This window comes from Pseudomonas kermanshahensis (assembly GCF_014269205.2).
Classification (GTDB): domain Bacteria; phylum Pseudomonadota; class Gammaproteobacteria; order Pseudomonadales; family Pseudomonadaceae; genus Aquipseudomonas; species Aquipseudomonas kermanshahensis.
Map to the genome: position 1 here is coordinate 2579700 of NZ_JABWRY020000001.1, position 21444 is coordinate 2601143.

Here is a 21444-nt window from a genome sequence, read left to right on the forward strand (position 1 = left end):
TTGCAACCCCTTATAGGTGGTGCTCAGAAATGTCAGCCTTTGCTGTGCTCGTCAGAAGTGGGCCCAGAGCCTCGCTTGATGCCTCGCGGGCCAGCAACGCCCCAGATGCCCAGTCCAACAAGCGGTAACGCTACGATCAGCAGAGCCCAGGCGGCCTTGACCGCATCCGTCTTGTCGCTCCTGAATACGCTCACGAGCCCACAGGTCGATGAGTAAGAGAATTGCCGCCACGGCAATCCAGAAGTAACTGGCGAGACCGTTCATGACCTTGGCTCCTCTACACGTAGTCAGGGCCTAGGGTACCCGCCGCAGCGCCTGGCACCAGGATGACCTTGCGGCAGTTATCTTGCTTTTGATCGAACATCTTGTAGCCCATGGCCGCTTCTTCGAGTGCCAGGCGGTGGGTGACGATTAGTTCCGGTTGCAAGCGTCCTGCTTCGATGTGCTCCAGCAGTTCGGGTAGGTATTTCTGGACATGGGTCTGGCCCATCTTGAAGGTAAGTCCCTTGTCGAAGGCATCGCCGAACATGAAGGCATGGATAAAGCCGGCGTACACACCCGGGACGCTGACAACGCCGCCCCGTCGCACGGCAGCAATGCTCTGGCGCAGCGCTTTGCCGCTGCTGCCTTCGATCTTCAGTGCCGTCATCACCGTTTCGGCAGTGCTGCCTTTGGCCTCGAAGCCGACCGCGTCGATTACCGCGTCAACGCCGCGCATACCTGGCGTCTGACGAATGATGCTGTCTGCAGGATCGTCATCCTGCTCGAAGTTGATGGGTACAACGCCGTAAGCGTCCCGGGCATATGCCAGGCGGTAATCATTGTCATCGACCATGAAGATAGTCTGGGCACCGAGCATTCGTGCACAGGCGGCACTCAGCAAACCAACTGGCCCGGCGCCGTAGATAGCCACCGATGAACCCTGGCCAATTTCCGCATTAATGACCGCTTGCCACGCGGTGGGCAGAATATCGGACAGGAAAAGCACCTTGTCATCGGATAGGTCAGTAGGGACTTTGAAGGGGCCGACATTAGCTTTGGGTACCCTGACGTAGTCAGCTTGACCGCCAGGGATACCGCCATATAAATGGCTGTATCCAAACAGCGCCGCGCCTGGAGGAATGCCCTTCTTATTGATGATTGAGCCGCGCCCAGTGTTGGTGGTTTCGCAGGCGGCAAACAGATCGTGCTGACAGAAGAAGCAACTGCCGCAGGCGATAACAAAGGGAATCACCACTCGGTCGCCAATCTGTAGATTAGTGACTGCACTTCCGGTGTCCTCGACGATTCCCATGAACTCGTGGCCGAAGATATCTCCTGCTTCGGTTTCCGGAATCTTGCCTCGATACAGATGTAAGTCGGAACCGCAGATCGCTGTGGCGGTGACCCTAAGGATAATGTCGTCTGCTTGCGCGATGAGGGGATCAGGGACGTTATCTACCCTGACGTCGTTTGCTCCGTGGTAGGTCAATGCTCTCATGGGTGTCAGCTCCTGCAGCCGCATATTTCCGTGATAGGTATGCAGGGGAAGCCATGACAGTCGGCAAAGTTCAGACCAACAAGTCCGGTGGTAGTCATTACTGCTTTGAGCGCGGTGACAGACCGGACGAGTCACGGTGGCGTGATGTAGAGTCGGCGCTTCTCCCGGCTGCTCAGCGGGGAGGAAGATGAAGTGCGAGCTTGTTATCGGTGTGGGAGAGGCCCGTGACTGGCAGCGACCGATAGACTAGCGTGACCGCTCAACCATCAGATTGCTCCTCTGGCGGAACCTGGCCTTCAGGCCAATCTGGAGCTTCCGACTCAGGTTGTGGGACAGGTTCCCCAGGATTGTGCGGTATTGGATCAACATACGGATCAAGCGGGAGATTGGTGGGATCCTTTGGGGCGGCCATAGCTTTTTACCTCATGAGTGGCGTTGGACTTGCTCATCATATTGGGCTGCTGGGCAACGCTCCCGTTCAACCTACTACTACCGCAGTTGGCGGTTCCCCAGAGATGGCTAGGCCGCACGTGTCTCATCGAAATTGAGCAGCGCAGCGTTGGCCTCCCTCACCAGGTGAACCCATTCTCTACGGCGGATGATCCCGGAAGATTCTAGGTCTTCAGCGCTACGGCACGCCCTCTCATAATCATCCTCACCGAGGGCATCCGTTCTCAGAAATCGGTTACGCCAAGCCAATATTGCAGCAGCACCAATGTTGCAGCATTCCACGTATAGCTACTCCAGAAATCCGGTCGGTGAGGGGGAGGTGCAAAAGCGGCGGGAGATTACCCCATTCAATGCTCGAGGGCACTGGAAAGAGATAGTCGGCGGTGGCCACCAAAATGGCATCGCGAGTAAAGGCTATTGCCCATCAATCGGCCTTTGAGATTTTCATCGTGTAGGTGTTGTTGCCGCCGGATATCTGGTGAGTCCGGTACCTACCCGTAGCCTCATCCACGCCGCCTCATCAAAGAAAATGAACTTTGGATTGCAGGCATCCTTCCTACAGCAAGATTAATGCTAAAGAACTGTAGATTGAGGGTGGCCATGCGGAAGCGCTTTGTTGTCGTTCCCGCTGTCCCTACTGGAAAAGAGTATTTTCCTAGGCGGATTGGCTTCCCGCGTGCATTGGAAGCGGGCTCGATCTTTATGATACCCAAGAGAAAACGCGGCTGATCCTGCGTCTCCCTAAGCGTGCCGACGCTGATTACGAATGCACCAACCGCAATAATCCACCCGATACGAATTCAACGGACGCTGCTGGAAGTGTCTGAGGTAGGCTAACAGTTCATTCGAGAGGAGAAGCGCCGACCAGGTGTTTAGCAGGGTGGTGCGTCCATTGGGGGCGGATTACCGGTACGGGTGAAACTCACACAAAATGACGTATCCATTTCGTTCGTGGAATTGACGGCCACATCGCCGCCATGGGCCTTGGCTATTTCCCGGACGATGAACAAGCCCAGACCTACGCTTCTAAGATCTGTGTCCAGCTCGCTCACTCTTGTCGTCGGCTCAAGGCTACCCCGATCAGCCTTGCCGCCCAGCTTTCATATGTAGAGGACGACTGGCGAAGGCAGCACCGCCCTGCTAGCCTGAATCATCGTGTTCAAGAAGCTGTGTTCAATCATAAATTTACGTAATTTATGGTTCAATATTATATCCGATCATAGGAATCAGCCCAGGCGATCAAGTCGCGATCACCCTTTCGTTCTATGGAAAGAGGAGCTTCCATGCGAAATATCACTGATATAGAGCCGACTCAGGATTTGTCATCATTCATCGGTACCCACTTCATCTATACGTATGCCAACGGCTGGAAATATGAATGGTACGCGCGTAATGCGCACACTTGTGACTACCGCATTCATCAGGGGCTAGTCGGCGGACGGTGGGTAACGCATCAAACGATGACCTTGGTACAAGTCGGCCCCGGTCTTTTCAAAGTTGATTGGCATGAGCCGACCGGAACCTGTGTGAGCCTTTTGTTCGACGTTGCGCAACGCCGACTTCACGGAACAATTTTCTTCCCCCAATGGATTGCTGGAGAAGGGCAACATCCGGAAAAAACAATTTGCTACCAAAATGACTTTATAGAGGACATGAATCGATTTCGAGATGAGGGGCCAGCGTACCCTTATGTAATTATCAGCGAATTCGCCAAAATAACATTTATGGAGCAGCGCGGAGCCGATAATGATGAAGTTATCAATGCTGCGCCCGGGCAGCTTCCAGATGGTTTTCTCGATAGGCAAAATTGAGTTCTAGTTCGAGTGCTCGTGGCATGCGTTGGGGAGGGCAAATGACCATTCGAGAGTATTCCCTGGCATGATTTCTCCTGCCCTCCCAGGTTGGCTGGCTTCTCGAAAGCTGAGCCTCAAGAAATGCCAGGAGTCTCGGCGGCAGCTCTCTCTGCACTTGAGCGCAGTTCTGCGATGTCGCGCTTTGGCGGTGTACCGAATTGACGCCCGTACTCGCGGCTAAACTGTGACGGGCTTTCATAGCCGACCTTAAAGGCAGCGGTAGCGGCATCCAGATGCTCGTTGAGCATCAATCTTTTTGCCTCGTTCAACCTCAGCCATTTCTGGTACTGCAGCGGGCTCATGGCGGTGAGCTGACGGAAATGCTGATGGAAGGTGGAGAGCCCCATCTGAACCTGGGAGGCCAGCTCGTCCACTCGTAGAGGCGCGGCGTAGTTCAGCTTCATCCAGTCGATGGCCTTGGCAATTCGATGGCCCTTGCTGCCTACGGAGGCGATATGGCGCAGCAGAGGGGCCTGTTCACTCAACAGCAAGCGATAGTGGATCTCTCGTTGAATCAGAGGCCAGAGTACTGGTATCGCAACCGGCTCCTCTAGCAGCTGAATCAGACGGGCGAAGCTATCCATCAATTTCGGGCCCAGTTCTCCCACGCCAGCGCTGGTATGGAAAAACTGACCACTTACAGGAAGACGACCATCTTGCGCAATCAGCTCTGCCAGCGTGCGCAGGTCGAGCTTGAATACCAAACCGAGACACGGTGATGCATCGCTGGCCATCGTCACCGCTGAGTTGGCGGGAATGTTCAGCGATGTGACCAGAAAGCGAGTCGTATCGTAGGGGAACACGTCGCTGCCAATGACCATTTCCTTGGCGCCCTGCACGACCAGCACGATGCTCGGCTCGATGATGCAGGTCATTGGTGGTGCTGGGGCGTTACGCCTATAGACGCTGAGGTCTGCAATGCCTGTCGCGAAATCGCCCGCAGTGGGCGCGTGGGTACCGATCACCCTGCACAGGGTGGCCAGTGGGTTCGTGCTTGCGGGTAGCGTTGTGGTGGCGGCCATGGTGAGAATTCCGATCATCGTGTGGCAAAACACTACTTCCGCGTCACTCCAGCTGTCCATGTCCGAAGCGTACGGTCTGGACATTTAGGCAAGAAAACTACCCATTTACTCTACTGATCCGCCGGCTTACGCGCAGAAGATTAGGGCTAGGCGAGAGGGTCAGTGTTCTTAGCAATGAAGGCCACTCGTTCCCACACCGTATGTGAAAAGGACGTGAATGTATCGGGAAAGGGCTATCGCAAACCGCTTGGATGAACCCAAGATGTGTCAGCCGAGTCCAGGCTCTGTGGGTGCTCGGCAAGCCCTGCTCAATTTCGGCCAACCTTGACTGCCATCGCAGGCGCATTTCGTCCGCACTACCTATGCAGCCGGGCTTTTTCAGAACACTGTATGCGTATACAGTAAAAGGGGATGCCATCATGACAGGCACCAATCTGCCGGTAATGTCGATCCAAGAGTGGCGGCAGCTGCTCAACGATACCGAGGCCTTACTCCTCGCACCTAAGAAACATCACAGGGAGCTTCTGCATCACGCCTATGCGCTACGTGATACGCACGACGTAGACTCAGGAACCTTGGCCGATATGCTGGAGCTTGCGGACGAAGCATTGATATACGCCCACTCCGTCCAAGCTGATCAGCATTGGTAGGCTAATTACACGCATGGGTGGGATGGTGTCGTGTGGGATAGCAATGGCGAAAATGTGGTCTAGCGGTTGCGTAAGGTATTCAGTGCAGGTGACCAGACGTTATGTCCGCAGCGTTCACACACGACTGAGTCTTGAGGTTCATGGAAGGTTGGGAAGCCGCAGCTGACGCAACAATGTAGGCCCGCGTTCGGCGGTGCCAGGTACTCTGGACGATGTTCAACTGGCAGCACCGATAGCCCATGCCGGGTGTCATCTGGCCCATAGAAGTACAGACTGATATCGCCATCGGTTTCAAATAGGCCGAGTCCAACTTGGCCAAGATGCTCCACGCCTTGTTGGCGCAGTTCCATGAAGAGCTCGTTGGATGAGATGTTCAAATTTCGCAGCGAATGGATCTCGTACATTCCGTCCTTTACGACCGTGATGGGCAACCCATCGATCCACGCCTCGCATGTTCTGCTGCGCCTCATCATGTAAACAGTCCCGCGATAAAGCAGAAGAAGCGTGAGGAAAACCAACGCGACCGGGAGGAGGGGTACATCTTCGTAAAACGTCACGTCGCCTGCGGCTGAGCCCAAGGTGAGGATCACCACGAGCTCGAATCGAGACAGCTGCCTTATTCCACGCCGACCACTGAATTTCAGAAAGAAGAACACTGCTAGAAACGCCGCTGAAACACGAAGGGCGACCTCAAAGAGAAAGGTCAGTGGGAACTCGCCAATGAGCATCCTTTGCAGATCAAATGAAACTTTTGCTGAGTTTCAACTGCCTCCTGTTGCCGGGAGGGATCCAACCTGAGCGAGCACCTAGTGCTCGAAATCATAACCAAGGTGCTCTATTCGGGTACCGCGTGATAAGTGACCCAGAGCGCTTCGCTCACCGCCAAAAATCTACCAACAACTCGAAAGCCGGCGAAACCAGGAAACGTTTGACTAATAGCTCAAACGCTGGCCTCTGGGGCTAAATTTGGATGATCAAACCAACTATTTCACTTGGTATCCGACGCTCATCTCGCGCCTGAAATAGAGGGCCAATGAGCCATCGGAGCAATGTTCCGCCTGCTCCTCATGAATAGCCAACACCGAGCGCGTGGTTGGGTAACTCAAAAATCATCTGTTTGGATCGTATCGAGCAATAGCTTGACATGGCGTTCGTAGATATAAATTTCTGATATCCCACATAATAATAAAACCTCATCGGACATCGAACTCATAGAAATTTTTTTGCGCGTAGAGCTGAATAAACGCAAAAAAATTCCAACAGCGCTGAGTAAATCGTGCTTTTTTAAGTCCCTCCATCATCTATTATTCTCAGCACCAATCATGCACTCGTTCTCTGATGACACTTTGTCCTTGATTGTAAATTCTTAAAATTACCAAGGAGATATTGAATGTTCACTGCCAACAAAAATGCGCGTCGTGATAGCTATCCTGCTGATCTCCGCGAAATAATGAGTATAAGCAAAGCAGCTGAGAGCCGCTCTTGGCTTTCGACTTGGAACAAAATCAATGAGGGGACGCCTCTTCACAGCCTCCCAGGCCTGGCCACCGAGCTGGGAGTTGCTTCGATTAAAGTGAAGGATGAATCTGTACGCTCCGAGCTCGGTAGCTTCAAAGCACTAGGCGCGCCCATTGCCCTGCTGCGCCTGATCCTCCGCACCTTCCCAGATTGCAAATTCAACCCCCAGCTTTTACTCAGTGGCGAATACAAGCGCGAACTAGCCTCCTTCACTGTCGTAAGCGCCACTGACGGTAATCATGGTAAAGGTCTGGCTGCCGCAGCCAAAGATATTGGCTGCAAATGCGTGATTGTTCTGCACGCGAATGTAAGCATCGAGCGGGAAGAAGCCATTGCAGCTTACGATGCCGAGATTGTACGAATCACCGGTAACTATGACGAGTCCGTGGAACATGCAGCGTCTCTAGCATCCACCAACGACTGGATTGTTGTCTCCGACACGTCCTACGAAGGCTATGAGGTTATCCCGCGTGACGTAATGCAGGGTTATGGCACCATCGCAGCCGAGATCATTGACTCGATCGCAGATGGAGAAGACTTCACTCATGTATTCCTGCAGGGGGGTGTGGGTGGGCTCGCTGCTGGCATCGTTAGTTATTTCTGGGAGTTTTACGGCAGCAAGCGCCCGACGTTCGTTATCGTTGAACCGGAGCAAGCAGACTGCTTGTACCAAAGTGCGATTGCCGGAAAGGCGACTAAGGCCACTGGCTCTGTCGATTCCGTCATGGCCGGTTTGGCTTGCGGCGAAACCTCGCCATTGGCCTGGAAATTCCTGCAGCCTGCCGTCGACTTCTTCATGACTATTTCGGATGAGGACGCGATCGCCTCCATGCGCCGTCTCTCCGTGGAAAATGGCAGTGACATTCCTCTGATCTCAGGCGAATCTGCAGTAGCGGGACTATCTGCATTGAAAAGGGTGGTAGAGTCTCCGAGCCTGGCTGCAGACATAAGCATTAACGCTATGTCACGGGTATTGTTGATTAGTACCGAAGGTGCAACTGCACCCAAGGTATTTGAGGATCTGGTCGGTCAGTCGGCTGAGTCCGTTGCCTCGCGCCAAATCGCTTGGTTAGCTTCAAAATTGGATTAATTTTGCAGTCCAGATGGAGCAGGGTGTTCACTCTCAAAGTATTCCCCGGCTTCATCCTTCAGACACGCATTCGAAGGGAGGCTTCGAATTCCGAGCTTTTGATTTATCCGCATACCAACCGTGGATGTTCGGACAAATAGCCCTAGCAATGCAGTGTTTGATATCCAGTAATCAAAAAAGGGCCCTCAATGGGCCCTTTTGTACTCAAATCAAGATCACCTGGTCAGCCAGGATTCGACCGTGTCAGAGCCTTGCAGATGTTTGCGCTTGCCATGATTTCATTCTCCTTTATAAGCGAAATATCTTGCTTGAACTTATAGGGGAGATATCTTGGCTTTTTAGTCTTGGTTAGAATTGTTTTTGAATCTTGTCTATTGGGACGTTCATGCTTGCTTTGACGCGATCCATGGCCACCAATGTTTTAAATGATCTGACGTTGTTGTTTTCGTGGAAGAGGGTTCTGGTTAGCTCCACGTATTGCGTCATGTCTCGTACTAAAAATATTAGAACAAAGTCGCATTCGCCGGCGACGTAATAGCATTGTTGGATCTGTGAGCAAGATTCAAACTTTTTTCTCATCTGATCAAGGAGGTCTGATCTCTCACTTTCCATCATTACCTCCACGATTATCGTAAGGTTATAACCCATGGCTGATGGATTGATTGATGCCGTATACCCTTCAATCACACCTGAGTCTGAGAGGATTTTTAGGCGTCTGTTAACAGCTGTTGTGGACAAGCTAGCGCGCTCACCGAGTTCACTCTGGGGCATGCGCCCGTCCTCCTGGATCAGTGAAATGATCACTCGGTCGAACCCATCAATAGCAGATTTCATGGTGTGGTTTCTCGATATTCGGATTGAAATCGGTAAAAAATTCCGGCCAACCTGTTTTTTAGGTGAGGTGCTAGGTTGATAGGGGAATATAATTCAGATGTTCATGGAGGACAAGCTGAGTCGCCTATGGCGTAAATGGAGGAGGGGCAACGGTACAGGAGTGTACGTTCATGTGCTTCCTGGCTCCTCTCTACCCCTCAGCTGGCCACCTATGGATGCTGCATCACTGACGCGCTCTGGGTAAGCATATGAGTGCCGATGTGAATTTTTTTCCGTTAAATGCCCATAAACCTCAAATTTATTCCGTTCCTCGTTCAGATATTGAGATTTAGGTGCGATTTTCTCTAATAAAATTGAACCGAGGTGTGAAAAGCTTCATAGGATCTTCGTGCTTGTTGGAGAGTTTTAGCTGGGACGAAGAACTCTGTTAGGTGCTCCCGCAGCTTGAGCGTGGGATTAATAAGAAAAACAAATTTGGAGCGTTTTATGGGTTCGTACAAGAGAAGAATAGGCCCTATCTCGTTACTGTATACCGCAATTGGTTCAATTATAGGCTCTGGATGGCTTTTCGGTTCCTATCAGGCTGCTCAACTCTCTGGGCCAGCTGCAATCTTGGCTTGGGTAATTGGAGCCGTGGTGATGATAGCCATCGCCTTGACCTATACTGAAATGGGCGTCATGTTTCCAGACTCGGGAGGTATGGTTCGTTATCCGCAATACTCCCATGGTTCACTACTCGGTTTTATAGGTGCTTGGGCAATTTGGCTGGCTTTAGTTGCGGTAGTCCCAATCGAAGCTGTAGCATCTGTTCAATATTTAGCCTCCTGGCCTTATCCTTGGGCGCAAAGCCTCGCTACGGATGGTGCGCTTAATACATACGGGCTGTTGTGTTGCTGTTTGCTGATCATGGTGTATTTCGGTCTCAATTACTGGGGTGTTAAGCTTTTTTTGAGAGCTAGTAACGCTATCACCATTTTTAAGCTTGTGGTTCCTCTCTTTACTGCGGTAGCGCTTTTGTCTAGTGGCTACCATACAGAGAACTTCGGTCTTTCCTCAATGGAGGCTTTTGCCCCCAATGGTTGGAATGCTGTGCTGACTACCGTTGCCGTCAGCGGCATCGTGTTCAGTTATAATGGATTCCAAGCGCCGATTTCTATGGCGGGTGAGGCCAAGAATCCTAAATTCAGTATACCGTTCGCATTGATCGGATCTTTGCTAATTACCATGGTCATCTATGTAATGCTGCAAGTGGCATTCATTGGTGCCTTGGATCCGGGGCTGGTTGCTAAAGGTTGGGGTAACTTGAACTTTAGTTCTCCAATGGCGCAGTTGGCGCTAGCTGTTAACCTGAACTGGCTAGCTATACTGCTCTATATTGATGCATTTGTGAGCCCTTCTGGTAGTGCAGTTATTTATAAGGCGGCTGTGGCACGCATGCTTCATGCCATGGAGCGAAATGGGTCGATGCCTAAAATCTTTGGTGTGCTCGATCCTGTATACCAAGTTCCTCGTATCGCCATGTGGATTAATCTTTTCCTCTGTTTCATTTTCCTGTTCTGGTTCAAAGGATGGGGAGCGTTGGCAGGGGTGGTCTCCGTGGCAGTTGCGGTCGGCTATCTTATCGGGCCAGTTAGCGTCATGTCGCTGCGTCGGACAGCTCCAGATGTCGAACGATCTATCCGCATCAGTGGGCTTAGCATTATTGCGCCATTCGCGTTTGTTTGCGCAGCATTGATTTTGTATTGGGCACGCTGGCCTTTGAGTGGTCAGATTATTTTCTTGATCATTGCCGGGCTTCCGATCTATTTCTATTTCCAAAAGAAGAACAATCCGGAATCTATCAGTCGCGATGTCCGTGCTGCCGCTTGGTTGATCGTTTACCTGCCTGTTGCCGCAGTTACTTCGTACATCGGCAGCCCATCCTTCGGTGGGATTGGGGTTCTGTCTGAAGGCTGGGATATGCTAGTGGTTGCTGTTGTCGCACTTTTGTTTTTCAAATGGGGTGTAAACAGTGGTTACAGAACTCCTTATCTTGTCGAACGTATTGCATGCGGTTATGAAGATGATCGTAAAGCCAGTGGAGAGTCTGAGCCTTTGTCAGGCGTTTCTCATGTTTAATCGGAAAATCAGGAAGGCGCAAGCATGATCATTGATGAAAAGTTCAAAAGCAAAATCGCAGCGTGGCGGCATTCGTTCCACAGGCATCCTGAGCTTGGATTTGAGGAAGTGGAAACTGCTGAGAAGGTCAAACAGATTCTTGAAAGCTTTGGCCTTGAAGTACACAAGGGATTTGGTGGTACGGGATTGGTGGCCAGCCTGAAGGTGGGCGGGGGTACAAAGGTCATCGGTCTCCGTGCTGATATGGATGCTCTCGGCATCTCAGAAGTAGCGCCAGGTCGAGCACACATATCGCAGATCGAAGGCAAGATGCATGCTTGCGGGCATGACGGACATATGGCTATGGTGCTCGGCGCGGCTGATCTGCTGTGTTCTCGTCTTGACTTTGACGGTACTGTTCGCTTCATTTTCCAGCCGGCAGAAGAGCATGGCCGAGGAGCGAAGGCCATGATTGCAGATGGTTTATTTGAAAAGTTCCCAGTTGACTCCATTTATGGTGTTCATAATATGCCGGGAATTCCAGCTGGAAAGTTTGCTACTCGTGTTGGTGGGTTCCTGGCGAGTGAAGATAATTTTGTCATCAGGATTAAAGGTGTAGGCACTCACGCAGCTCGCCCTCATATGGGGGTCGATCCAATTGTAATCGGTTCACAAATAGTTCTCGCTTTGCAGACTGTAGTTTCGCGAAATGTGGATCCATCGCTCCAGGCGGTAGTATCCTGTACGGAATTTATTACTGATGGTATCCGAAATGCGGTACCTTCCAATGTCATAATTAAGGGAGATACTCGTAGCTTCCATCCGGAAGTTCAAGCTCTACTGCAAAAGCGCATGCGTGAGATTTGTGAGGGTATCTGCGCATCTTTCGGAGCTACTTGCGAGTTTGAGTACACCCACGAATTTGAAATCACCACGAACTGGTCTGATAGCACAAATCTTGCTGTCGATGCAGCTCAGAGGATAGTGGGCGCTGAAAATGTCGACGGTAACGCATCCGTATTGATGGGGTCTGAGGATTTTGGGGCTTTCACTAAGATTGTCCCTGGCAACTTTATGCTTATTGGAAATGGAGCAGGTGATGAGGAGGGCTCCGTAACGCTACATAATGAGAAGTATGACTTCAATGACAAAATTCTCGTTACAGGCGCACACTACTTTGCTGAAATTGTACGTTTGAGTCTCCCCCTCGCTTAAATGGATAGGCCATCCTCTCATTCCGCTAGTGGATGGCCTATCACTCTTAAGTATCACTCTATGCATGATGGCTACCCCTTCCACTCTAATCATAGACTTCTATGTGCGCCGCACTCACTGCCAATGATGTATTTTGTCGATGAATGCGCGTAATGGCGCAAAGCTCGATATTTACGTTTTGGGGCTGTGTCATACCTACTGTTACTTCCAGTATTGAGACGTGGCCGCCTTGAGCTTGCCAGGTGGTTTGATCGGCTTTTAGCTGACGAGGTAACGTAAGCCTGTCCGCCTGAAGCCGACCAACTCGCTCAAAAAATGCAATATGCAATTGCGTGTTGGAAGTTGTGCTGCGCAGGTGTTACTTAATATTTTTCTTTGGAGTGGCACAAAAAGGTCGATAGCAGCTGTGGCTAAACTATCGACCAGGTTTAAGTAAGATTTTTGAGATGGACGAGGTTAGAATATGTCTATCGGATAATCAATAAAGGCTCGGATCTCATTCAGGTCTGGCCCGACGCTGTTGTCAGATCGGTAAATGGAGTTTCGAAGCTTGAGTGAAAGGTCTTTGGCAGGCCCGCTTTGAATTACATATGATATTTGGTTGAATAACTCTCGTTCGGTGGCATCAGTTTTGGTGCTGGTGGTAATGTCAGTGCCGCGGACATAGGCTATTTTGTAGAATAAACCTGGTACGCCGTAGCCTGCGAAGTTGAGCTCATAACTAAGCTGCCAAGAGTCTTCGTTTTTTAGATTGAAATCCGAGTAGTAAGAGTTAGCGACATAGATCGCCGAGCCACCATCGCCAAAGTCATAGGCGTATCCTGCATCTCCAGTGTTACGCTGGTTCGCCAGGATAATGGCGTGAGGGCCGAAGCTGTACTTGGCGGCTAAGCTCCAGATGGTATTCCTATCGTTATTTCCATCACCACCCAGTGCAAACCCAGCGGCAGAGTCATCGGCGTATCTGGTACGGTAAGCATTGAAGTCGAAATTCAATGCTTGCTGATCACTAAGTGGGAAGTTTACGTTCAAGTTTGTATATAGTTTCTTATACATGTCCTGAACATCTGAGTGGTAGAGAGAGAAGCTAACGTTTTCTGATGGCTGATAGGTGCCGCCTATTAAATTAATTTTCTTCAAGTGATTTGGATCTCGAGCGGCATCCCCCATTGGACTGTCTCCAGTGAAGTGGCCAGCGTTTACCTCTAGGTCGTCGATCTCCTTACTTGTGATAAGTGTTCCAGTAAAAGACTCCGGCAGCAGGCGGTTGTCTGCATAGCCGAGCACCGGGAGGAGTGGAAATTGATCACCGTATTTGATTGTGGTGTTTGAAAGTCGAATCTTTACAGCCCCTCCTGCCTGAGATAGATCGTCAACTGGACGACCATTGCTGTCCGTATCAAAAAAGGCTCTGTAGTTACGCCCCCGACCACTGTCGAGCTTGATACCGAGTATGCCGAATGCATCGGCTCCGATACCTACAGTGCCCTGTGTAAAGCCCGATTGAGCAACACCAACAAATCCTTGCCCCCATACCTTTGCATCCGGTGCGCTATCTTTGAAGTCTCGATTGTAGTAAGCGTTGCGTAGCCGAAGCTTCACATCCGCATCCTCAATAAAACCTTTTGACTCCGATTGATCACTGGCCTGAGCGACAATACTGATTGTGCTGTACGCGATAACCGCTAGTGCTATGAAGGAGGGCTGCTGCATGGTTCTACCCCTATTGCGTTGTTATTAGTTGGAGTGCGGAGGGTGTGCTCACCTAATAAGCTGGCGAGCTGGTTGTGGTAGGGCGACTCTTATTGTGTTGAGTTGACTTTTATCTCTTTTCATTATTGTTTATGGGCTTGAGAGGCCGTATTTGGCACTAATGCTCAGGTGTCGCCTAGGGATCTTAAGTTTTATGAGGTGGAAAAAATGCCCTTATTCGACGTGTATTCAGGAGTTTTGTTGATATTTTTTTAAGAAAATGGAATTTTATTTCATTGTCTTCGCCGGGGTTCAGGCGCGAATTCTCTAGACTTCAGGAGCGGAAATATCTCGGGTCAGTTGCGGAGTGGTGGGCGTCGAACTCTATACGTTTAGAAGACAGTCAAGTAAAACTCTCCGCAAGTATTCTATGATTACGGCGCTTGCGATGGTCTTCCCACGGCGCTTCGCGTAGGCCTCTTTGAATTGAACTCGGTTTCGTAAACACCTTGAACGGCTGCAAAGGATCGATTGCGGTTGGTCACCACTGGCGGTTTTCGACCCAGAGGTGCCAGTGAAGTTGCCAGTGATTATGTAGGAGTGGGCTTGTCCCGCGAAGCGGCCGGCCCATGCATTGGAGTTAGCTGGCGCGGGCTACGCCCGTGTTCGCTGGGCAAGCCCGCTTCGTTATGGCAAAGTCGCGCCATTTGCGAGAGAGGAGAGGGGCCGAGGGTTCCCGACCTCAAAAAATTACTCAGATTCGAGGTGAGCTCTCAGCGCTTCCGCCAAGGTGAGGAGAGCATCCTCCAAACGACGGTCTTCCCGAGCGTCGGCTGATTGAGGGATGAATTGCACGCAATGGCGGAGCAGGGCCTCGGCGTCGTTTGTGTTCAAATCGAAAGTGATCATGTTTAATTCTCGACGTCTCGGAAGGATCTAAGATGGGGTGTATTTTCAGTTGGGTCGTTTTGGGCGCAGGGGATCAGGTACACTCTGGATCAGATGCTGGGCTTTGAATGGAGCATGTCCCGGGAAATTGTGTAACTCATCATGGCGCTGGCCACTGAGTTTGCCGTTTAGTTGATCACGGCCGACAGCTTGGCCTGTGGATTATCGCTTGCTGATGTGGGTCATGGCGTTGAGCATGAAGTGCACGCGACAACGCTGCCAGGTCGCATTGAAGACCTTGAAAACCCAGCTCGTCCACCGAGCGCGTTGAGACGCCTTGGATGTAGGCCTCCTGAATGACCGCCACCATGGCCTTTTCGGCGGTGCGTCGAGGTTCGAGACAGCCTGGAAAGTAGCTGCCTTGGCGCAGCTCGGGGATCTTCAGGTCGACGTCGCCGGCGCGGGTTTGCCACAGGCGGTCACGGTAGCCATTTCGGCTGTTTGTGCGGTCTGGGCTTTTGACATCGAAGCCGGCACCGCACAGGCCTCCGACGTCGGACTCCATCATGCGCTGGGCAACGAACTGATACCACGCCCATCACGTTTCACGTTCTACGTTGGTGAAAAAATGGCTTAATGCAGCGAGGAAGGCCAAAGAGCTCAACAATCATCCTCAGCCTTGGCTTGTGTCCGCTGCCCGCTTGCAAGCGGCATCGATTAGGAGTCCAGCAGCAGATAGTCTTCGTCCAGTTTCATGAGCGTCGTCAAAAAGAGCTTCGCAGCAGCCGCACAGCCGGCATTTGGCCGTGCCCATTGGCTTTTTAGTTAATATATTTGTTTAAACGCTGAAATGGGTTTGAGCGCAAAATACCAGCCTGCACCAGGTGGATGTAGCAAGCATTGCACCATCTCACGATCATACCGGCGCGAGGAACATGGTTATCTTTGCCCGGGCGTCGCTTAAGGAACGGCCGCCATAAAATGCTCGATCTGGAATAGATCCGCGCGCCGACCCACTGCGCTGGAGGATTCAAGCAGAATAGGTAAAACGATTTGGCATCTGACGCATCAAGATCTGCCGGACTCTTACCAGCTACAAGGATCGACCAAAGGGTAAGCTTTTCAAACGCGCGAAGATTCAGACAGTTCGGCTCCCTCTGAACAAATAAACAAAACAGGGACGCTCCAGCCGAGTAAATCTCCTTACTGCCAGCTGGATTAAACGAGGTCAAAAAATAAGTTATTAATTCTTCAGGCAATTGCTCCGCGAGTCCTTCTTTTACGAGATACAAAGGGACTGGCGTAGCAGAGCTGTCATGGTTAACGTTACTAGACTCTTGGTAGAGCTGTTCAATCGTAGAAAAAGCCTCCTGCTTATTAACGACTTTAGTTCTGTATTTTTTGCTTCTATCAGAACTGCTTAGGAGTTGACCTTTCAGCTTACGGCACTGCGCGCAACCCTCATTAAAAGCTCTTAACATTGTTGTGGGAAGCACACCATTTACGTCAAATTTTGGAAGATACGCTGTCGGATAATTTTTTGCTAGCCGATGAAACAATGGTTGCATTTCATCAGGTGCAGGGTAGGGCGGCAAGTGTGAAATCTGTCTCCAGCGAAAAAAATATTCCATATAAAGTTCAGGGACTCTCCCGAAAATCGATCCTTTACCTGTGTTGACTTTGAATCTTCCATTGGTCCTGTCCGAAAAATCAAAGCAATCGAAAGTTAGGTATTCAAGGCAATCCCTCAAGGGTATTCTAAGATAAAACGAGGTGGCGAACATAAACAGGCCAAGCTCTAACCCCTTCTTTCCTTTCGTGATTTCTTTTAACGCACCTAGGTATTCGCCGCACAGCGACTCGGCATCAGTGCAACTGCATGTATTCACATGAGTAGTTTCGGGTCGACTAGAAGGACAAAGGACAAGACCGATGGCTTCAGAGTTAAAACCAAAAAATCGATTAATAACGCACCTGACCCCATGAGAGCGTAAGGGAGAGTGAAATGGACGCCATTCTGGGTTGGCTTTTAGAAGGCCGAATTCTTTTACAAATCTATCGTTGCTCTTTGACATCCATGATTCAGGAGGGGCATTGCAGAAGCTCAAAAAATCTTGCACATCGCTATTATTTAGTTCCGCCAGGGACTTCGTTTTAACAATGAAGCTCCAAAGCAAAAACTTTTCTAAAATCGATTGATTCCACCGCGCCTGAGCGGGCGCAGCCTTGGTAGCCTGTGTATAGTCAGTCATCAACGCATAGCTTTCTTGAGCACGCAAAGCCGACGGAAGACTTTGGAGGTAAACACGCACCAACTCCTTTTCTGCACGAGACCGTTCGCTGACGCCCTCGGCAGGCGAGACAGGATGCGTCAGCAGTCCGTGAAACCTCAGAACCATAATATGCATCCCAAATGCGGGCCGGCAATTGCGAAGGCTGACAGCCTTGAACCTTAGAGATCTCAGCATCTGAATCTATACAGTAGGTGCTATGAACGCAAACATCTAGGCGGCATTAGCCATGCCGGCGAATTTTTGTCCGATTAACTCTCGCCAATCGCCCAGAGTACGGGAGCAGCTTAGGATATTGAACGGAAATAAGCTCATTGAAAACAAGGGTATGCGCCGATGTCGGTATGACTGAGTTCTATTTTCCAATTTACTTTCGCCACGCGGTACACCAAGAGAGATTTGGTCGCAGGCGGCGGACACCAGAAATCAGGGGCTACAGAGCGGTTTTTTCCAATTTAGTACTGACAGAAAAGGCGTAACCGGGTTGAGATAGTACGTCAGTTCTGCAACCTAACTGGTTGGCATGGAAAGCTTTCCGATTAAGTCGTCCACGTTTCCAATTAATCAGTGGGGGTCACATAGGTGACGGTCACAGAGGTATGTGATATTGGACAACATGTCCATTTTCTCTTACCCCCGTTCGCTCCCCATCTCATTGAAAAATAACGTCTGAACATCAGGTTCTCAGAAATCTCCGTTAATTTATTTACAAAAAAACGGAGATTACTGAAAGCCATCCCTTATAAATCAATAAGATACATTTCGCCGTTTATTTGGATAGACGGTCACTCAGCGTGCTGAGCGAGGTCTACAATTCCACTATTGGACTCATTCCACACTCGAGGAGAAGGCTATGTCCTTCGTAGGCGCTTTCGCAACCTCGGACTTAGGCTCCGATCTTATGGTCGTTGTCAGCATCCATCGGCCACCACGCGACACCGTCAAGCTCTGCAGGCTTTCGGATGGGTGCTGCTTCTCCCTCAGCCCCTCGCGGGTAAGCGTTTTGGAGAACGGATGCAGTGCTTTTGAAGAACATATGCATGAGACCGTAAACGCGTTCAAGCTTGCTAATTCTCGAGTGCCACTTCAGCCCTCTGTAGGGGCGGACTATACCGAGCCATTGATCATGGAATACATTGGTATCATGAAGATGGAATCGGCAAATTATCGTCTAATGCCCTTGACGACCTATATCATTCAAAGAGAGTTCAAGCTTTCATATTTCCCGTCATACACTCAGATTGATTGCTGGAGACATGTAGTCTATCGGTGTGAGTTCTATGGAATTGCCTCGCCAACGTTGAAAGTGGTTCGTGCTAGGCTTGCTAAGTTTGCCGTGCAGCGCGCTCCGGCATTTTTTTCACCATATCGTGTATAGCTACCGTTATGGAGTTCATACCAGGCGAGAGCGTTTTCCTAAAAGAGCGCAAAGGCTTTTTCATTGTGCTCCGCTACAACGCCGAATCGGATAAGTACATTGTTCAATCTTCGGATACGTTGGAGGGGCCTTGGGAGGTAGATCGGGATTCAGTTTTAAAAATTTCTTTAGATATTACTGAGCGGATGCGTAGTGAAGCGCTTGCCATTGACACAGAGAGGCGTGAAAAGGCTGAAGAGCTTCAACCCTCATCCCGATACACCGATGATCAGATTTCTATAGCTCGAAAGCGAGAGCGTATCATTAAGCCTTTGTATGAAGCTAAAGAAATAACTAAGGCTGACAAAGTATGGGCGATGGAAAAGCTTGATATAAAGCTAACAGTTCTGAATGAGCTCTTGGCTAAGTATAGGAAATGGCCCCATTGGGAAAGTCTTGTGCCAGGAAGACCGGGTCGGCCCAAGGGCGTTAATCAGTTCAGCCAAGAAGTTCGTGATGTTATGGTTGAGGCGAGCAAAAAGGATGCAGTAGGCCCAGGTAAAACCGTGCAAGCTAGGATCAATGGTGCTCGAGCACGGTTACTCGAGCTGAATATAGACGACGCGCCATCTGCTTCAACCATGAGACGCTGGTATGAGCAACATGTGTCAGCCCGCGAAGAAGCAACTAAAGATATGGGCTCAAAATTCGCCCGTGATAAATATAATTCCTATGAACTTGGGGTGCATACGACCCATGCACTTCAATTAATTCACGCAGATAATAGCCCTCTGGATTGCCATGCGGTTGATCCCGATACGGGGAAATGGTTAGGGCGGCCAAACTTAACAATAATTGTGGATGACCACACTAGCTCGTATCTTGGGTTTGCGCTTTCATTTAGAGCTCCGTCTCGAAACACACTGGCTGACGCGATGTTAATGGCGATTCAGCCCAAAGATGCGTTATTAGAAGAGTTTGGGCTGAAGCGGGAGTTCGTTTGGATGCAGTATGGGGCCGGGGAAGTCTACCGGGTTGATGGAGGAGGAGATCTAAACGCCAAAACAGTTCTTGCTGGACTCGACAAGCATGGAATAACTCCGCAGAGAAGGACGCGACCTCAAAGTGGCGGTAAAGTGGAGCGGGCATTTGGAAAAATAAATCCTTTATTTATGCAGAGATTGCACGGAGCTATTGCGTCTAATCGAAAGATGGTGCGCGGCGAAAATCCTCAGTCGATGGCGAAATACTCTATACAAGATTTGTTTGTGTTGATCATTACTGGAATTTGTGTTTGGCACGAGTATTCGGGATCCGACCGTCTTACGCCTAACCAGCGTTGGCTGGAGAGTTTCGGAGCACGTGACGGCGTGATAAGTATTCCTAGGACGCTGCATAATCCGAAACAATTCTGGATTGATATTCTTCACGAGCGTAATCCTCGGGTCAGGCGTGAAGGAATATTAACGATAGAGCTGCTTTATGAGGCTGGCCCGTATAAGAATCAAGTGGGGCAGCCAGTTAGAATTAAAATAGATCATAATAATATCCACCACGCTTGGGTGGAATTCAAGGGTCAATGGGAAGAAATAAGGCTAATAAATAAGGATATAAAAAAAATCCCAAAAACCATGTGGGAATGGGATATTAAGCGAAAATTCGGACAGCCCAAGAACCAGCTGACAATTCAAGGGTTGCTATATTTGAATGCACAGCGGAGGCTGATGGGGACGCTGATCACCGATCAGCATCTGAAACGGCTCGAACAGTCTCGCGAACTCCAGGAAAGGTCGCTAAATGCGTTGTCTCCAGATTTGATCGCAGACTCTGTGGACTCTACATCAACTGCTACGGCATCTACGCCAGATGAGCGTTCAGCACCAGCACCACGTGGCCCAGCGCCACCTATGATGGGAGATGACGACCTATGAATCACCTTTCTGATAAGACCCGAGAGCTCTTAAGTCTACCAGCTGAAGAACGCGCACTTGCCTGTATGCGGGAGCTGTTTCTCATGCATCCTTCAGCTATGGCCGCGGAGTTGAGCGCGCAGCGATTGGTCGCATTACCGAGGTGCACGTCAAATCCGGGGATGTCCCTAATCGCGCATGCGGGCCTTGGCAAGTCGTTACTAGGTCAACGCTGGCAGACTCAAAGCTTCAAGTCAGATTCAAACTGGTCTGGAAAGGTGATTTACATTGACCTTGTAGAGAATATTGCAAACCCGAACGTCATGAAGCTCTTCTTGGCTGAGCTGGGTAAGCAATTTTACAAAAGACCGCTCACCTTGTCCTACCGTGATGTTGCTCTGGCTCAGCAGTTGATCAGGAAAAATAATGTCCGTTGTGTGTTCATCGATGAAACTCCATTGCTGAAACAAGCTCTGTCGAAGATGCGCTTCACACGCGAGTTCGGCGCGATTAAAGGGCTTGCTGGCCCTTCTTGGCAGATGAATGTAATTCTGAGCGGAACCGAAGATGGCTTTGCGGATATTTATGACGACGCTACTATTTTGACTCGTTTCAGTCTTCGTGCCTCGAAGTTAACTCCATGGGAAAATGATTTTGAAGGCGAATCTTTTGTGAATGGCTACATGTGCTACATGCCTTTGATGCAAAAGTCTGTAATCAATGGAAAGCTCCTTAAAAAACTTTATGAAAGTGCCCGGACGACAACTGTCAAGAATGGTGCTGCCGTAAACTATTGCTCACGCCGGGCGGTTGTAGAAATTCTGCGGGAGGCATGTCGCCTGGAGATCGAAAGCGGACAGGAATACATCAATGAAAAAAGCATTTCGAAGGCGTGGAAAAAAATGCAAGGTGTGAACGAAGCGCTTGCAAGGCTGGAGACTCGGCCTGTTCCACTTCCCCAGACGGCACCTTTGAAATAGGTGCGTAATGTAGGCCGTTGGTAGCGTCGTGTATCCAATGTTCGCTTTTATCAGGCTGATCAGAGGGTGCAGTTGGGCTATTATTGCTACAGCAGTAGTTTGTGCTGGGATATCACA

Annotated in this window: 14 protein-coding genes and 3 pseudogenes; 8 read left to right on the forward strand and 9 right to left on the reverse strand. The window is 50.2% G+C overall.

The window, feature by feature from the left end; genetic code table 11:
* Nucleotides 1-32: 32 nt before the first annotated feature.
* A pseudogene (locus HU764_RS11905) lies at nt 33-264 on the reverse strand (PLDc N-terminal domain-containing protein).
* Nucleotides 265-277: 13 nt separating this feature from the next.
* Nucleotides 278-1480 (reverse strand): zinc-dependent alcohol dehydrogenase, encoded by a 1203-nt coding sequence (locus tag HU764_RS11910; RefSeq protein WP_186702802.1) that lies wholly within the window; start codon nt 1478-1480, stop codon nt 278-280.
* 1050 nt (nt 1481-2530) lie between these two features.
* Here HU764_RS11910 and HU764_RS27635 point away from each other — a divergent pair.
* Nucleotides 2531-2757: pseudogene (locus HU764_RS27635) on the forward strand (hypothetical protein).
* Nucleotides 2758-2802: 45 nt separating this feature from the next.
* Here HU764_RS27635 and HU764_RS27640 read toward each other — a convergent pair.
* Nucleotides 2803-2982 carry a hypothetical protein gene (locus HU764_RS27640; RefSeq protein WP_420876188.1) on the reverse strand — a complete coding sequence of 60 codons (180 nt, stop codon included), beginning with the start codon at nt 2980-2982 and terminating at the stop codon, nt 2803-2805.
* Between the two features lie 231 nt (nt 2983-3213).
* On the opposite strand from HU764_RS27640, the gene HU764_RS11915 reads away from it, so the two are divergent.
* Complete coding sequence (locus tag HU764_RS11915) at nt 3214-3741, forward strand: phenolic acid decarboxylase (protein ID WP_225935635.1); 528 nt, start codon at nt 3214-3216, stop codon at nt 3739-3741.
* A gap of 116 nt (nt 3742-3857) precedes the next feature.
* Here the strand turns inward: HU764_RS11915 and HU764_RS11920 are convergent, their stop codons facing one another.
* Entirely contained in the window at nt 3858-4805 is a 948-nt protein-coding gene (locus HU764_RS11920; RefSeq protein WP_202885424.1) for an AraC family transcriptional regulator, read from the reverse strand.
* A gap of 419 nt (nt 4806-5224) precedes the next feature.
* Between HU764_RS11920 and HU764_RS11925 the strand changes: the two genes are divergently transcribed.
* A complete protein-coding gene (locus HU764_RS11925; protein WP_047583161.1) occupies nt 5225-5455 on the forward strand; it encodes a hypothetical protein in 231 nt (76 codons plus the stop codon).
* Between the two features lie 59 nt (nt 5456-5514).
* Here the strand turns inward: HU764_RS11925 and HU764_RS11930 are convergent, their stop codons facing one another.
* Nucleotides 5515-6183, reverse strand: a complete 669-nt coding sequence (locus HU764_RS11930; protein ID WP_186702803.1) for a DUF421 domain-containing protein — start codon at nt 6181-6183, stop codon at nt 5515-5517.
* Between the two features lie 662 nt (nt 6184-6845).
* Between HU764_RS11930 and HU764_RS11935 the strand changes: the two genes are divergently transcribed.
* Complete coding sequence (locus HU764_RS11935) at nt 6846-8063, forward strand: diaminopropionate ammonia-lyase (RefSeq protein ID WP_186702804.1); 1218 nt, start codon at nt 6846-6848, stop codon at nt 8061-8063.
* 348 nt (nt 8064-8411) lie between these two features.
* Here the strand turns inward: HU764_RS11935 and HU764_RS11940 are convergent, their stop codons facing one another.
* Nucleotides 8412-8897: an Lrp/AsnC family transcriptional regulator gene (locus HU764_RS11940; RefSeq protein WP_186702805.1), complete on the reverse strand. Its 486-nt coding sequence runs from the start codon at nt 8895-8897 to the stop codon at nt 8412-8414.
* Between the two features lie 486 nt (nt 8898-9383).
* On the opposite strand from HU764_RS11940, the gene HU764_RS11945 reads away from it, so the two are divergent.
* Together HU764_RS11945 and HU764_RS11950 are read left to right on the forward strand one after the other, a co-directional pair.
* Entirely contained in the window at nt 9384-11015 is a 1632-nt protein-coding gene (locus HU764_RS11945) for an APC family permease (protein ID WP_186702806.1), read from the forward strand.
* A gap of 24 nt (nt 11016-11039) precedes the next feature.
* Entirely contained in the window at nt 11040-12209 is a 1170-nt protein-coding gene (locus HU764_RS11950; RefSeq protein ID WP_186702807.1) for a M20 aminoacylase family protein, read from the forward strand.
* A gap of 456 nt (nt 12210-12665) precedes the next feature.
* Here HU764_RS11950 and HU764_RS11955 read toward each other — a convergent pair whose 3' ends face one another.
* The 3 genes and pseudogenes from HU764_RS11955 to HU764_RS11965 all read right to left on the reverse strand — a co-directional run bounded on the left by HU764_RS11955 (nt 12666) and on the right by HU764_RS11965 (nt 17197).
* Nucleotides 12666-13922 (reverse strand): OprD family porin, encoded by a 1257-nt coding sequence (locus HU764_RS11955; RefSeq protein ID WP_186702808.1) that lies wholly within the window; start codon nt 13920-13922, stop codon nt 12666-12668.
* 1174 nt (nt 13923-15096) lie between these two features.
* A pseudogene (locus HU764_RS11960) lies at nt 15097-15372 on the reverse strand (transposase); the annotation flags it as partial.
* A 238-nt stretch (nt 15373-15610) separates the two neighbouring features.
* Nucleotides 15611-17197: a hypothetical protein gene (locus HU764_RS11965; protein WP_186702809.1), complete on the reverse strand. Its 1587-nt coding sequence runs from the start codon at nt 17195-17197 to the stop codon at nt 15611-15613.
* Nucleotides 17198-18466: 1269 nt separating this feature from the next.
* Between HU764_RS11965 and HU764_RS11970 the strand changes: the two genes are divergently transcribed.
* Together HU764_RS11970 and HU764_RS11975 are read left to right on the forward strand one after the other, a co-directional pair.
* Nucleotides 18467-20368 carry an integrase gene (locus tag HU764_RS11970; protein WP_186702810.1) on the forward strand — a complete coding sequence of 634 codons (1902 nt, stop codon included), beginning with the start codon at nt 18467-18469 and terminating at the stop codon, nt 20366-20368.
* Nucleotides 20365-21327, forward strand: coding sequence for a TniB family NTP-binding protein (locus tag HU764_RS11975; RefSeq protein ID WP_186702811.1), 963 nt, complete (start codon nt 20365-20367; stop codon nt 21325-21327). The genes HU764_RS11970 and HU764_RS11975 overlap by 4 nt, the downstream gene beginning before the upstream one ends.
* Nucleotides 21328-21444 lie beyond the last annotated feature (117 nt).